The 12,225-nt window shown below is 47.0% G+C and carries 15 protein-coding genes; 13 read left to right on the top strand and 2 right to left on the bottom strand.

The genetic code is table 11. The features are described from left to right. Positions 1 to 18 precede the first annotated feature (18 nt). On the bottom strand, positions 19 to 1,779 hold the full coding sequence (locus tag AC5O63_RS01585; RefSeq protein WP_494503650.1) for a terminase large subunit domain-containing protein: 1,761 nt from the start codon (positions 1,777 to 1,779) through the stop codon (positions 19 to 21). 134 nt (positions 1,780 to 1,913) lie between these two features. Here AC5O63_RS01585 and AC5O63_RS01580 point away from each other — a divergent pair, with 134 nt between their 5' ends. From AC5O63_RS01580 to AC5O63_RS01525, 12 genes are all read left to right on the top strand, one after another. Next, positions 1,914 to 2,729: a GPO family capsid scaffolding protein gene (locus AC5O63_RS01580; protein WP_494503649.1), complete on the top strand. Its 816-nt coding sequence runs from the start codon at positions 1,914 to 1,916 to the stop codon at positions 2,727 to 2,729. Positions 2,730 to 2,761: 32 nt separating this feature from the next. Further along, a complete protein-coding gene (locus AC5O63_RS01575) occupies positions 2,762 to 3,799 on the top strand; it encodes a phage major capsid protein, P2 family (RefSeq protein WP_494503648.1) in 1,038 nt (345 codons plus the stop codon). 108 nt (positions 3,800 to 3,907) lie between these two features. Then, entirely contained in the window at positions 3,908 to 4,357 is a 450-nt protein-coding gene (locus tag AC5O63_RS01570) for a head completion/stabilization protein (RefSeq protein ID WP_494504554.1), read from the top strand. Further along, the gene (locus tag AC5O63_RS01565; RefSeq protein WP_494503647.1) at positions 4,357 to 4,821 is read left to right on the top strand and encodes a phage tail protein; all 465 of its coding nucleotides are present in this window, start codon (positions 4,357 to 4,359) and stop codon (positions 4,819 to 4,821) included. The genes AC5O63_RS01570 and AC5O63_RS01565 overlap by 1 nt, the downstream gene beginning before the upstream one ends. Further along, positions 4,818 to 5,327, top strand: coding sequence for a phage virion morphogenesis family protein (locus AC5O63_RS01560; protein WP_494503646.1), 510 nt, complete (start codon positions 4,818 to 4,820; stop codon positions 5,325 to 5,327). Before AC5O63_RS01565 ends, AC5O63_RS01560 begins: the two co-directional genes overlap by 4 nt. Next, complete coding sequence (locus AC5O63_RS01555; RefSeq protein ID WP_152472119.1) at positions 5,327 to 5,509, top strand: DUF2635 domain-containing protein; 183 nt, start codon at positions 5,327 to 5,329, stop codon at positions 5,507 to 5,509. The genes AC5O63_RS01560 and AC5O63_RS01555 overlap by 1 nt, the downstream gene beginning before the upstream one ends. After that, positions 5,506 to 6,639 (top strand): phage tail sheath subtilisin-like domain-containing protein, encoded by a 1,134-nt coding sequence (locus AC5O63_RS01550; RefSeq protein WP_494503645.1) that lies wholly within the window; start codon positions 5,506 to 5,508, stop codon positions 6,637 to 6,639. Before AC5O63_RS01555 ends, AC5O63_RS01550 begins: the two co-directional genes overlap by 4 nt. Before the next feature lie 3 nt (positions 6,640 to 6,642). Next, positions 6,643 to 7,008, top strand: a complete 366-nt coding sequence (locus AC5O63_RS01545; RefSeq protein WP_494503644.1) for a phage tail tube protein — start codon at positions 6,643 to 6,645, stop codon at positions 7,006 to 7,008. A 10-nt stretch (positions 7,009 to 7,018) separates the two neighbouring features. Further along, the gene (gene gpM / locus AC5O63_RS01540) at positions 7,019 to 7,699 is read left to right on the top strand and encodes a phage terminase small subunit (RefSeq protein WP_494503643.1); all 681 of its coding nucleotides are present in this window, start codon (positions 7,019 to 7,021) and stop codon (positions 7,697 to 7,699) included. Continuing rightward, positions 7,683 to 7,970: a phage tail assembly protein gene (locus AC5O63_RS01535; RefSeq protein WP_494503642.1), complete on the top strand. Its 288-nt coding sequence runs from the start codon at positions 7,683 to 7,685 to the stop codon at positions 7,968 to 7,970. Before gpM ends, AC5O63_RS01535 begins: the two co-directional genes overlap by 17 nt. Further along, positions 7,970 to 8,113, top strand: coding sequence for a GpE family phage tail protein (locus tag AC5O63_RS01530; protein ID WP_085058121.1), 144 nt, complete (start codon positions 7,970 to 7,972; stop codon positions 8,111 to 8,113). The genes AC5O63_RS01535 and AC5O63_RS01530 overlap by 1 nt, the downstream gene beginning before the upstream one ends. Positions 8,114 to 8,149: 36 nt before the next feature. Further along, entirely contained in the window at positions 8,150 to 10,039 is a 1,890-nt protein-coding gene (locus AC5O63_RS01525; RefSeq protein ID WP_494503641.1) for a hypothetical protein, read from the top strand. A gap of 190 nt (positions 10,040 to 10,229) precedes the next feature. Here AC5O63_RS01525 and AC5O63_RS01520 read toward each other — a convergent pair whose 3' ends face one another. Then, positions 10,230 to 11,138: a hypothetical protein gene (locus tag AC5O63_RS01520; protein ID WP_494503640.1), complete on the bottom strand. Its 909-nt coding sequence runs from the start codon at positions 11,136 to 11,138 to the stop codon at positions 10,230 to 10,232. A 406-nt stretch (positions 11,139 to 11,544) separates the two neighbouring features. On the opposite strand from AC5O63_RS01520, the gene AC5O63_RS01515 reads away from it, so the two are divergent. Continuing rightward, a complete protein-coding gene (locus AC5O63_RS01515; RefSeq protein WP_494503639.1) occupies positions 11,545 to 12,219 on the top strand; it encodes a Rha family transcriptional regulator in 675 nt (224 codons plus the stop codon). Positions 12,220 to 12,225 lie beyond the last annotated feature (6 nt).

Below are 12,225 nucleotides of genomic sequence, written 5' to 3'. Positions count from 1 at the left end.
GTTTCTCCGCTCTTTGGCTTAGAAGATTTCAACGGTGGTATCGTCGTCATTGTTAATATCAATTGGCTCCCAGCACATCACGTGCATTGAAGCCCAGGCAAGGTCAGCATGCGAACCTATCTTGCTGCGGTTAGAGACAAACGTAACCTGGTTACTGATGTTGGTGGTCTGCTGGCGAATCATCAGGAAGGAATGCACCAGGTCATCCCATTCGGCATCAAACTGCAGTCGACCATTGCCGATGATCTCCCGAGCTTTGTAGGCCATCATCCGCTTGACCTCTGGTGAGTAGTTCAGCTCGAGCAAAGACGGATAGAACTTTCTAACCAATTCAGCCACGGCAGAACCTACGCCACTGGTATCGATGGCCAGGTGCACTACATTATATTTTTCGGTGATCCCGCGAATGGCTTCAGCTTGCTGTTCATAGCTCGAACCTTTGAGTCTTAAGCGCTCGATGAAGCGGAAAACGCCGCCCTTCATTTTTGGCTTAAGTGAAACCACTAAACCCGCATCATCTGAGCCTTCTCCTTGACCACCACCTCTTGGGTCATAGCCGACTAACACTTCCGCGTCACCGACGGGGCGTGGCTTGTTGTGGTCAACTTCCTTCCATAAAGAGGAGTCCGCTTTGCAGGCGAGAAGGGCTTTCAATGAAAAGAACGAAGCGCTGTCATCCAAGAATTTGCATCGCAGTAGGTTGTCGAAAATTTCCTTAACTGGATATTTACGCTTTAGCTTCTCCATGTTGAAGAAGGTCGCGCCTTTCTTCATCGCGTCATCAACGGTGATCATTTGCCTGAAGATAAAATCAGGACCTAACGCCCCATCTTTCAGCGCGGAGTGGCTGATATCAATACTGTGCTCTTTCTTACCTTCCCATTTCGGATAAGCTTCATGAGCCATCGTGGAAGGCGTCGAAATGTAAGTGGTACGAAACTTCGCTTGTATCGACATGCCGCCCGCGTAGTCATCCAACTCAGCGAAGCGTGGTATCCAAAACACCTCATCCCAATACATGTGGCCGTTGAAACCCTGAGAGGTGGAAACGTTGGTCGACATAAAGCCCAGCTTGGCGCCATTACTTAATTCGATATCATCTTTGCCCTTGAGGTCGACTTCTCCAATCTCCAGAGCAAACTTACGGATGTAGTTCTTGAAGATATACGCCTGCTTTTTCGACGCAGAGATAAAGACCTGGTTATCACCATTAAGCACAGCGTCTTCGAAAGCTTCATAAGCAAAATAGAAGGTGAGACCAATTTGGCGCGACTTCAGATAGAAACGCGTTTCGTTGATGTCATCATCGAGCTTGTGAGCGTGTATCTCTTTCTGGTATTCAAAGAAAGTACGCTCGCGGTATTCATCAAGCATCTCTTTGGTGATCTGCGAAACATCATTCTTAACTTTGTTAGGTTTGCGACCTCTAGGGCTTTTGCCTTCGACCGATGTGCCTGGTCTGCTTCGCTTATTCTCCGCTTCAACACGTTTGTAGTGCTGGTCGAGTAGCATCTTCAGCTCGCGTTCCTGACATTCATGCTTTTGGTCAACCCACATCAGATACGTGATCCTCTGACGCAGCATGAGCTCTACGGGCAAATCATCCCGCATCTCCTTCCAGCCAAATTTTGATACCCATTGCTGAACTGTTCGGGTGGCAACACCGATTTTATCCGCGATTTCAGCCGGCTTTTGCTGGCGTAAGAACAAACCAAACGCTTGAGTTTGCGTTGGCGTGTATAGCGGCTGGTTCAGATTGGTTACTGCATTCGTCTCCATGCCAGCATAGTGCTACAGAGCCCGCCATTACTCAGCTTGCGAGAGTTCTATATCGGGTATCTAGAATCAGGATGAATACAAAAAGAGGAAGGCTTTCGTTAGATTGAAATCATCGAATTCAGGAGAGTTTAGACATGTTTCAGTCAGAGCCGATTTGTATTTTGCAGGCAGGGACAACCGTTGATGGTCGCGTTATTGAACAGAAAATCATTGATGAAATCGCAGAGACCTACAACCCAGAGGTGTACACCGCGCGCATCAATGAAGAGCACTATGACTGGAGCTACAAATTCGGTTCGGTGTTGTCGGTAGAGAAGCGTGAAGACAAGTTGTTCGCGGTCATTAAACCTAACTCCCATTTGCTACGCATGACGGAACAAGGCCAGTTGCTTCATACATCTTGTGAGTTCATTGAGAAGTTTTCTAACACTGAGAAAGCCTATTTAACCGGACTGGCTCTGACCGACAAACCCGCATCACTGGGTACAACTCAGATCCATCTCTCTAGCAGGGACGATGGCAAGGTTCACGTACTTTCAAAGTTTACCATCGAACCGCAAGCGCTTTCGCAAGAAGAACCTGAAAGTGATGCCTCCTTATTCCAGAAATTCAAAAGCTGGCTCAGCGGTGAAAAGTCTCCTGAGCAGTTCTCGCAACAAGAGGAAGAAAGCGAAATGAGTAAAGAAACTGAAGAGCTGCTCAAACAAAGCATCGAGCAGAACAAGGTACTCAGTACGAACTTAGGCCTGTTGGTCGAAAGCCTTTCCGCGCAGAAAAAGCCAGAGGTTGATCAAGAGGAGCCTGAAAGCAATCAGCTCGATGAACTCAAAGGTCAGGTGGAGCAGTTGTCGACTCAGATGTCAGAGATGACGACAACGCTTAGCCAAATCACTGACGAAACACCGCGCAAGCTAGCAGGTCAGGACAGCGAAGAAGAGCAGTACTTATAACGCCAGTCTGACGAAGAGAAACAGGTAAAACTATGCAGAAACAAACGCAAATCAAGCTCAATGCTTACGTGAAGAAAGTCGCTGAGCAAAATGAAGTGGATGACGCGACCCAGAAGTTTAACGTCACGCCGAACGGCACTCAAAAAATCATTGGTCAGATGCGAGAGAGCAACTGGTTCCTGAAGAAGATCAACATCATTCCGGTGAAGAACCAGAAAGGCGAATCCATCGGTCTGGGTGTAACGGGCATGATTGCTAGTCGCACTGACACATCAGGTGAAGGTCGCCGTGTACCGAAAGACTACTCAGGCATGGGCGCGATGCCGTACATGTGTGAGCAGACTAACTTCGATACCGCTATTCGTTACGACAAACTTGATGCCTGGGCGCACGACAAGCGTTTCAACTCAATCATCTCAGCTCATACACGTGAGCAGATCGACGCTAACAAAATCACCATTGGTTGGTACGGTGAGCGCGTAGAGAAGAACACCAATGCGAGCTCGAATCCAAACGGCGAAGACGTCAACAAAGGTTGGTTTCAGGCGATGCGTGACTACAACGCCGAGCGCTACATCACAGAAATTGAGCCTGACTCCGGTGAGATTCGAATCGGTGAAGGTGGTGACTTCATTAATCTCGATTTAGCGGTGCTCAATACGAAGAACCTGCTTCACGATGCGTGTGAAAACGACTCAAACCTGATCGCGATTATCGGCTCTGACTTGCTGGCTTACGACAAAGCGATGTTCTACGAAGCGCATGGCAATACACCAAGCGAGAAGAGCAAAATTCAAGAAGTGCAGGTTATTGGAACCTACGGCGGCCTGCCTGCGGTGAAGGTTCCGGGTTTCCCATCAACCGGCATTATGGTGACCAGCTACGACAACTTGTCTATCTACATTCAGGAAGGCTCGATTCGTCGCTCAATGGGTAAGAAGAACGACGAGAAAGACCAGATCGAAAACTTCGAGTCGATGAACATCGCTTACGTCATTGAAGAAATCGGGAAAGCAGCCGCGATGGAATTCAAGAACGTCAAACTGAAGATTGGCGAAAACTGGGTATAGCCCTTAAACGACCACCCCCTCAATGCGGGCTCTAACACTCAATCTGTGAAGCCTAGGCAGAAGCAGAGTTCAGTGTTTGTCTGCCCGCATTTCTCACGAGGAACCATGATGGAATTTGTCGGTGATAAAAGCGAAACCTACGACTCAGAGCTACCAGCCACGGCAAAGTATCCGGTGTTGAAGCTAGCAGAGTTTCAGTCTCTGTTTCATTTCATGAGCAATGAAACAGAGGCAGGCATTCTGCATCAAGCGAGCGTGTCACGTATCAAAGTACACAAAGAGTTGGAGTGCGTTATGGCGCCTTACGATGACCTAAACGCACTTTCTAAGGATAAGTTTGAAGATGAAGAAGCAGGCGCAACGCTTTACAAGCAAGCGGTATTTGCTTTAACCGCCAGTGAGTTGATCGGTATTCAGTTAAGTGGGGATGCGACAGCGGAAGCAGCGCAGCGACAAGAAGCGTTAACAGACAAAAAGCAGCATTGCGAAGTCCAGTATCGCCAGGCTATCGACCTGCTCGTTCATGGTCACGAAACCTACTGCTTTGAGGTGGTGTGATGCAAGCGCTACAAAGCCTGACTGAGCTGTTTAAAAACCACATTACTGATTCGAATAGCTTAGATATCTGGGTAGAAGATGGCGCTCTGTTTTGTGGTCAAGGACCATTGGTCGACGGCTATGAGTTGGAATACACGGCAATTGTTTTTGTTCAGAACGCGAGATTAAAACCGCACATTCTGTTTATGCATTTGGTGAATTGGCTCAACAATCATGATCCGGAACGAACAGAGAAAGGCTTACCAGCACCGACGTTTGCGACTCAGATGCTCGATGATGGCAAATGTGACATCAAGATAAAAATCGACCTGAGAGAAAGTTATTCACTGGCAGAGAGTGAGCAAGGAAACTGGAAGCAGCAAGGGACCCTATATGAGTGTATCAGCGAGTTTGAGGCGGCTGTGCAGGCGGATGAACTGAATGAGCTGGTTTACTTCATTGGCCATACCAAGGACTTGCCATGAAAACGCTGGAAAGCCCAGAGCAGCTAACTCAACTAGTAGATACGTTGGTCGTAAAAGCTTCTGAAAAGCATGACTTAAACCGCCGAATGGCAAACCGTGCACGGCAGTTCTTTAGGCAGCAAATCAGAGCGCAGCGAGACATTAATAACAACCCATTTCAGAGCCGAAGACCAAAGACTCACCTTGATTATGGAGCGAGCAGTAAAGACATGCTGCTGGGTTTTGCTCAGGCACTACGAACACGAACCAGTGACAAAGGGTTTGAGGTTGGACTAAAGGGCTCTGCGGGTGTTATTGGCCGTGAGCACAATGAAGGTGCTCAGCTCTCTTTCACCACAAGGGTAAACGGCTTCTTCGATTCGAAGGTGGGACAGTGGCAGGGTGGAATACTCACTAAACGAAGTTATCGCATGCCCAAACGTACGTTTATCGGCTGGACGCCACAGCTCGAAAAAGAGTTGTTGGCGATGGCTGCAGAACACTTTGCACTAGAGGATGCAACCTAATGCGAACATTTAAGGTTAAGCCGAGCAGCAAAGGCTTACTGGTTCGAGACCCTGAAACCAGACAACCGCTGAAAGCTGCGGGAGAAGTGAAACCGCGCAATACCTACTGGCTACGCCGAATCAAAGATAAATCCGTTGTTGAGGTTAAGGCGAAACAACAAAAACAGGAGACTGAAGAATGAGTATCAGCTTCTCAGAAGTGCCGAGCAATGCTCGTGTTCCGGGCATGTATGTCGAGATTGATAACAGCCTGGCTAACAGTGCTGAAGACCAGCAACTTTGCCTTGTGATCGGCAATGCCGCCGATGGTGCCGCGGTAGGGGCAAACACAGTAAAGCTTTGCATGGATGATGCAAAAGCCGCCGAACACTTTGGCAACTCAGATATCGTTAAGATGGTGAAGTTCTTCCGCAAGCAGGATGAAACTATGCCCGTGTATGCGGTGAGTGTGGCCAGCAATGACACCATGTCTGCGCTTGCTGCATTGGGCGATAAGCAGTATCACCATATCATTTGTTCATTGAATGACGAGACCACCATTCGTGACTTGGGAGAGTTCTTGGAAAAGCGCTACGACGCGCTCAATCAAATCCCTGGTCTGGCGTATCTACCAAAGAAAGGCACACACTCGGAGCTGGTGACCTTTGGTTCGAAAAGCAATTGCCCACTGATCAGCTTTATGTCGATTGATAGCTTGGGGGATTCATCGAATCAGGTGTTGTCGGATGCAGAAGCTGTTGCTGCTTGGGCAGGGCAAATTGCCCCTTCATTGGCCAACGACCCATGCCGACCCCTACAAACCCTCAAGTTGAGTGGCGTGTATTCAACAGCGGAAACGGAATTCGACTGGGCAGAGCGTAACTTGCTGCTTCATGAAGGAATGGGGACTTACACCGTCACGCCGAGCAAAGAAGTGCAGATTGAGCGCCCCGTTACTGCGTATACCGAGAATGCGTCAGGTATCGCCGACAACAGTTACCTCGACATCATGACACCGGCAACCGCAATGTTTTTCCGCCAGAAGCAGCGTTCACGCATCCTGAGCAAATACGCGCGCCACAAAGTCGCAAAGGACGGTACCAAGTTTGCGCCCGGTCAGGTCATTGTTACGCCAAGCATGTTCAAAAGTGAATTGCTCGCATTATATCGGGAGCTGGAATATCAGGGCATCGTGCAAGATTTTGATGGCTACAAAAAGTCTTTGATTGTCGAGCTCGACCAAACCAACAAACAACGTATCAACTATCAGGATTCACCACAGTTCGTGAATGGACTGATCATCGTTGCAGGTAAGATTCAATTCAGGAAGTAAGCCATGGGAACAACAATTACTAGCCGCGCGGTACTTAATGCCGGTTCATTGGGGCGCTTACCAATCAAAGAAGGCGCGGAAATCAACTTCGGTAACCTCAAGCGTGAACCAGTTATGGGTGACGATGGTGTGCTTGGCCACAGCGAGTCTTATGAAGAGGCCCCATCCATTAAGTGCACCATCGCCCACGCCAGCAACACCGATGAAGATGCCATTAAAAAGTTCGTCGATGAAAACATCACGCTCGAGACGAACAGTGGCAAAACCTACACCTTAACCGATGCGTGGGTGGGCGACCCGCTCACGTTGGCCGTGAAGGAAGGGCAACTGGAAGTCATGTTCTATGGCTACGAGCTGATCCCACAATAAGGAGCGAGTCATGTATTCAATACTCATGAAGCGTCAGGCGCTCACCAACAAGCCTAAAGTCGTGCCGGTAGAACAATCGAATCGACCATCGGCGTTGAGTAAGCCCTGGGAAGAAATCCAATTGATGCTCAAACAAGACTTGTCTTACGTTCGAACCTTGGCGGGCTCAAAGGAGAAAGACCCATTCAAAGAGTCTTTAATCGAGAAGTACCGCTCAACCGTCGAAACCCTGCTTGAAACGCATCAGGGTAATTACGCCAATCTTGATGTGTTGTGGTGGTTCTTCATGTGGCATGTCGATTTGGGACTGCTGGAAACCATTCATGATGATTTTCGCAATGCCATTGGTGCAGGGCTGGAAACACCGCAAAATTGGAAAATGAACGGCCAGACTGCCTATTGCGGCTATGTATTCAATTACTCGCTGGAAGCCCACAAAGCCAACAAAGAGTATGAGCGTAGTTATTTGCTCAATGCTGTGCAGGATTTGCAATCGGGAGAGCTGGCAACCAATGCACCACTAAAAGTGAAGATGTATCGCTTGGTCGGTGACTGGCATTACGAAGAAGGCGAACGCGAACTGGCGTACCAACTCTATGAACAGGTGATGAAGCTGGACCCGGACAAAAGCGGCTGCAAAACCAAACTCAAAGAACTAAAGGAAGAATTGGGCTATGGCGACACCGATTAAACACAGCAGTAAAGTGAAAAAGGTTAAGTTGGCAGTACCGCATGAGAAAGACGGCGAGATGATTGAAGAACTTGAAATCACCAAACCGCACTCGGGCAACTTGCGTGGTTTAAACCTCATCAAAGTGTGTGAAATGGATTTCGAAACAGGGCAGATTCTGGTGCCAAGAATCACCTGCTTAAATGAGCGAGATATGCTCAACTTAGCGCCAGAGAACTGGGCGCCGATACTGACTGAAATCGCCTCTTTTTTCGTCAACACGAAACAGTAATCGAACACGTTGAAGACTACTACGCAGACATAGCAGTAGTGCTGGGCTGGCAGCCAAGCGAATTGGATAGGCTTAGCTACGAAGACTTATTGCTGTTTCGGGAAAAAGCCAGAGTTAGACACGAACGGAAAGAGAGCGAATAAGCTCTCTTTTTTGCATCACCAATAAGGGATATCACCATGAAAATGAATTTGTCAGTTGTGATGGGGATGAAAGACAAGATATCCGCACCGCTTAAGGGCATCTCCAGCGAATCAGATCACTATGCAAAGGTCATCAAGAAGGTGCAAAAAGCGCAGGCAGATGACACAGCTGTACTAGGTATGATCGCTTCATTCAAAAGCTCGCAGAAAGCGATAAGTAAGAACGCCCTCGCCATAGCAGCCACTAACGAAAAGCTCACCGAACTCAAAGCCAAAGCGGCATCCGCAACGCGCCCAAGTGCAGCGCTGACGGAGAAGATCAGCAAACAGCAGGAGAAGTTAGACAAGCTTAACTCAGAACAAACGAGCTACAAGAACAACCTGATCCGGCTAGGTAAACAGCTTAACCAGACAGGAGTGAAAATGTATGACTTGGAAGGCGAAAGTGATCGGCTAAACCGAAGCTACAAAAAGCACGGCAAAGAGATTGCGCGCCTTAGCAAGAAGTACTCGATCTTACAGGGGGCAATGAAGCCCATTCAAAAGCTCAATGGTGTAATTCGTTTGCCGAATGTTGCTTCCACGACGGTAGGCAAGGGCGCCGCTTTATTGGGTGGCGTGAGCTTGGCTGGATTGGTCTCAGAGGTAAACAGCACGGCAGAAGAGATGGACAAGCTGGCGAAGGTCGCTGGTAACCTGAACCTGCCGATTGAGGAGCTGCAAGCCATGCAATCCCAAGCCAATCATGCAGGCGTTGAAAGCGATGCGTTGTCTGGCTCTATGCTCAGGTTTACTAAACGCTTAGGCGTATTGCAGGAGACAGGAACAGGCGCACTAGGTTCATTTCTTAAGAAAAGCGGTAACTCACTCCATAAAGACTTACAGGGAGCAGAAGATACCCAGCAAGCCTACGAAATGCTGCTTGATGCATTTTCAAAGCTAGAGTCACCCCAAGAGCAGATGGCATTTTCCGATGCCGCGTTCGGGCAGGATGGACGCAAAATGTTAATCATGCTCCGCGAAGGTACACAGGGGCTAACCGCTGCACGTAAAGAGCTTAACGCTCTTGGCGGAGGTGCAACCGCTAAAGACGCAGCAAAGGCAGAAGCATACAACGACGCACTACAGAAAATTCAGGAAAGTGTTCGTTCAATAAAGTTTGCTGCACTCGCGCCAGTGATGGAGAAAGTTACCAAAGTCTTTACCCGTTTCTCAGACAAGTTTAAAAACGCGCAATGGCGCACTGAGTTTATTGAAAAGCTCATCCAAACCGTCGACGGCTTGTATCGAGGTTTTGCGTTCCTGGGTAAAGGGCTTATCTGGGTAACGCAAAATTTCAAAGGCATTGTGGCGGCACTCGCTATCTTTAAAGTTGCGATGATTGGCCTTAACGCCGTCATCATGGCTAACCCGATCGGGATGATAGTGGCAGCGGTAGGTGCAGCGATTATCGCCATAACTTACTTAGTCGATAAGTTTGTTGGCTTAGATAAGGTTATTAAGTGGGTAGGGGAAAAGGTGGGCTGGTTATGGAAAAAGTTCAAAGCCCTTATAAACAAACTGCCAGATTCACTGATTCCAGATGGTTGGAAGATAGAAACCGAACAGGCAGGTAAACAATTCGACAGCCTTGCCAGCAAGCTCGATGGCATCAAAGACAAAAACGCCAAACTCGGTATTACCACTGAAGAAACAACAAACCGCCGTGAAACAACCAGCTCACAAGACCATGCTTATCAGTCAGGAAATCTGACTACGCCAAAGCCATATCAAGCCTATCGACCACTCACTAGCCAGACCTTAAAGAGCAAGTCCGAAGTGGAACTTCGGATTAAGTCAGATAAGCCAGTAACAGTAGACAAAGCCAAGAGTGAAAAGGGTACCGAGATTAATTTAGATGTGGGGGTGTTAGGACACAGCTATTAAAAGAGTTACGTTATCTACAAGTGGTTGACTTATCAACTGTTGAGCCCCTCAAAAGGCACTAATCTGAATGTAAACACTCTGAAAGCTCACCTTTGATCAGAGCTTCCAGCTCCCAATTTGCATATTATAAATCATACATTACTAGGTTAATGATCACATACCAGTTAATCAGTTTGATAGCCCATACCCGTTAGTATTTAGAAGCAAACATTTTCGTGGGCTCAGACTTGATAGTATCTCCCCGAAAGTCGGTCAGGCTGACTGTGAATGTAAATGGATTAGCATTTTTAATGAGCGCATTGAGCTCTTTAAGCATGCTACCATTGACTCTAGACTTGTCTACTTCGAAAAGAACTTGATTCATCGATCTCTTATAAATAGTCGTAGGTGGAGTCGCTATTAGAGTTGGACTCATTTGATTTCCAGTGAAAAAGTTACTGTCAATTACCTTAAGTGGGATGCTTTGATCATATGTGGCTATATTAAGCGTTGCTCTGCGCTTAATTAGCCCGTCAGTATTGCCTTTATTGAGAAGGGTTGTAGAAATTAACACTTCTCCTGTTCTAGTAGTGTTGAAATCTTTCAAATACTTTTCGTGTTGTGAAATTTTTGACATGTATTGCTCTACATCTTGAACTTTTTCTTCGTACATTCCTATGAGGTCAAGCGTAGTAGTGTTGCTCGAGTCGTAAATTGGAGGAACATAATTAGGTGTGAGTTTTGATGCCAATTGATAGAAACGCAAATTGGGTTCTTGAGCTTTGAGAAAAGTTAGATCTCTACTATAGGTTTCAAGGAGATTAGAGCAAACATAAGAAATATGCTCCAACTGATACAAGATAGAATTGGCTTGTTCATCAGTCAGCTCTGGCCCAAGCCAATCATATGATTGTATAGCGATGGGTATTGGAAGTTGGAAAGAATGGACCATATTTAGGTCGCGAACTATTTCTCTGTTGAAAGGTATTTTGCTAAAGAGTGGCGTCGCTTCTACTTGTTCTATAGATATAATATCCTTAGTCTGCCAATCATTAAAGTAATAGCCAATTGGACCTGCGAGCAAAGTTGCAAACACTGCTGCAATAGCTTCTTTCTTCATCACTCATTCCCTATGTTACATGTGTCATGTTTTTATATACAGTAATTAATATAGGGATTTCTATTTGAATTGCAACGATATTAAACGTTTGACACCGATCTGCCACATCGTTAACCTGTAACGGCACTGGCAAAATCCAGTGTCGGGATTGGACCCCCGTTTGATTTACTCAAGGCGCATAGTCGCCAGCTTTTTGCTGGTTTTTTTATGTGCGGCGTTGGCACACCCAAACATGGTGGTTTTGCTTAACTATTAGGCAAAATGTAACTGAATTATGGTGGGCTGGGCAGGGCAGCTTTATGCTGGCCGTTTCCTTGAGTGCGGTAGGTCCAACCTTGTTCAGTTCACCACCCATTGATTGGACCCTTTGAGTGGTGATTTAAAAATCATACTCAAGGAGGCCATCATGGCTAATACAACTTCCCTTACCCTGACAGTATCTGATCTTGTCTTTAATCAAGGCGAGAAAGTTCGTACTACTTCTCTTAAAGTCGCAGAAGCTTTTAATAAGCAACATCGAGACGTTCTTCGCAAACTCAACAGCCTTAAATGTTCTGATGAATTTAACGCGCGCAATTTTACGCACGTTGAATATCGAGATAAAAAAGGTGAGCTTCGAAAAGCTTTTGAGATGACAAAAGATGGTTTTATGTTCTTGGTCATGGGCTTTACCGGAAAGAAAGCAGCGCAGATAAAGGAAGCTTATATCAACGCATTCAACCAGATGGCCAATCAACTCCGCAGCGCTATGCCGACACTTCCTCCCGCTCAATACCAACTCCCCGAAACCTGTCTCCCTAACTACTACGACTCTGGCTGGTTACCCGCACTCTACAAACGTTGCCCAGCAGAAAGCCATTGGACATATCACATTAAGTTTCAGATAAGACCAAAAGGCGGGAAGTTCTGCGCGAAGTTTGAATTAGGAATTGGGGGCAAAGGTGAAGATAAGCCGTGGTTTGAATCCAGCGGCTCCGAGTTCATCGACAGTGGTTTCTACCTAGAGTATCGAGACCTAAATGAGCTGTGGGAGAACGTTCGTAAAGTGTTGACCAAGTATCAGGCTAACAGTCCGTTCTAAAGAAAA

It is taken from the genome of Vibrio sp. SCP2, from assembly GCF_059295395.1.
The sequence above is the reverse complement of the archived record's forward strand: the minus strand, read 5'-3'. Positions and strand labels throughout refer to the sequence as shown.

Coding starts and splice junctions, on each gene's coding strand:
- AC5O63_RS01580 (WP_494503649.1), top strand. CDS start 1,914: ATGTTTCAGTCAGAGCCGATTTGTATTTTGCAGGCAGGGACAACCGTT.
- AC5O63_RS01570 (WP_494504554.1), top strand. CDS start 3,908: ATGGAATTTGTCGGTGATAAAAGCGAAACCTACGACTCAGAGCTACCA.
- AC5O63_RS01535 (WP_494503642.1), top strand. CDS start 7,683: ATGGCGACACCGATTAAACACAGCAGTAAAGTGAAAAAGGTTAAGTTG.
- AC5O63_RS01515 (WP_494503639.1), top strand. CDS start 11,545: ATGGCTAATACAACTTCCCTTACCCTGACAGTATCTGATCTTGTCTTT.
- AC5O63_RS01575 (WP_494503648.1), top strand. CDS start 2,762: ATGCAGAAACAAACGCAAATCAAGCTCAATGCTTACGTGAAGAAAGTC.
- AC5O63_RS01565 (WP_494503647.1), top strand. CDS start 4,357: ATGCAAGCGCTACAAAGCCTGACTGAGCTGTTTAAAAACCACATTACT.
- AC5O63_RS01545 (WP_494503644.1), top strand. CDS start 6,643: ATGGGAACAACAATTACTAGCCGCGCGGTACTTAATGCCGGTTCATTG.
- gpM (WP_494503643.1), top strand. CDS start 7,019: ATGTATTCAATACTCATGAAGCGTCAGGCGCTCACCAACAAGCCTAAA.
- AC5O63_RS01585 (WP_494503650.1), bottom strand. CDS start 1,779: ATGGAGACGAATGCAGTAACCAATCTGAACCAGCCGCTATACACGCCA.
- AC5O63_RS01520 (WP_494503640.1), bottom strand. CDS start 11,138: ATGAAGAAAGAAGCTATTGCAGCAGTGTTTGCAACTTTGCTCGCAGGT.
- AC5O63_RS01550 (WP_494503645.1), top strand. CDS start 5,506: ATGAGTATCAGCTTCTCAGAAGTGCCGAGCAATGCTCGTGTTCCGGGC.
- AC5O63_RS01525 (WP_494503641.1), top strand. CDS start 8,150: ATGAAAATGAATTTGTCAGTTGTGATGGGGATGAAAGACAAGATATCC.
- AC5O63_RS01560 (WP_494503646.1), top strand. CDS start 4,818: ATGAAAACGCTGGAAAGCCCAGAGCAGCTAACTCAACTAGTAGATACG.
- AC5O63_RS01555 (WP_152472119.1), top strand. CDS start 5,327: ATGCGAACATTTAAGGTTAAGCCGAGCAGCAAAGGCTTACTGGTTCGA.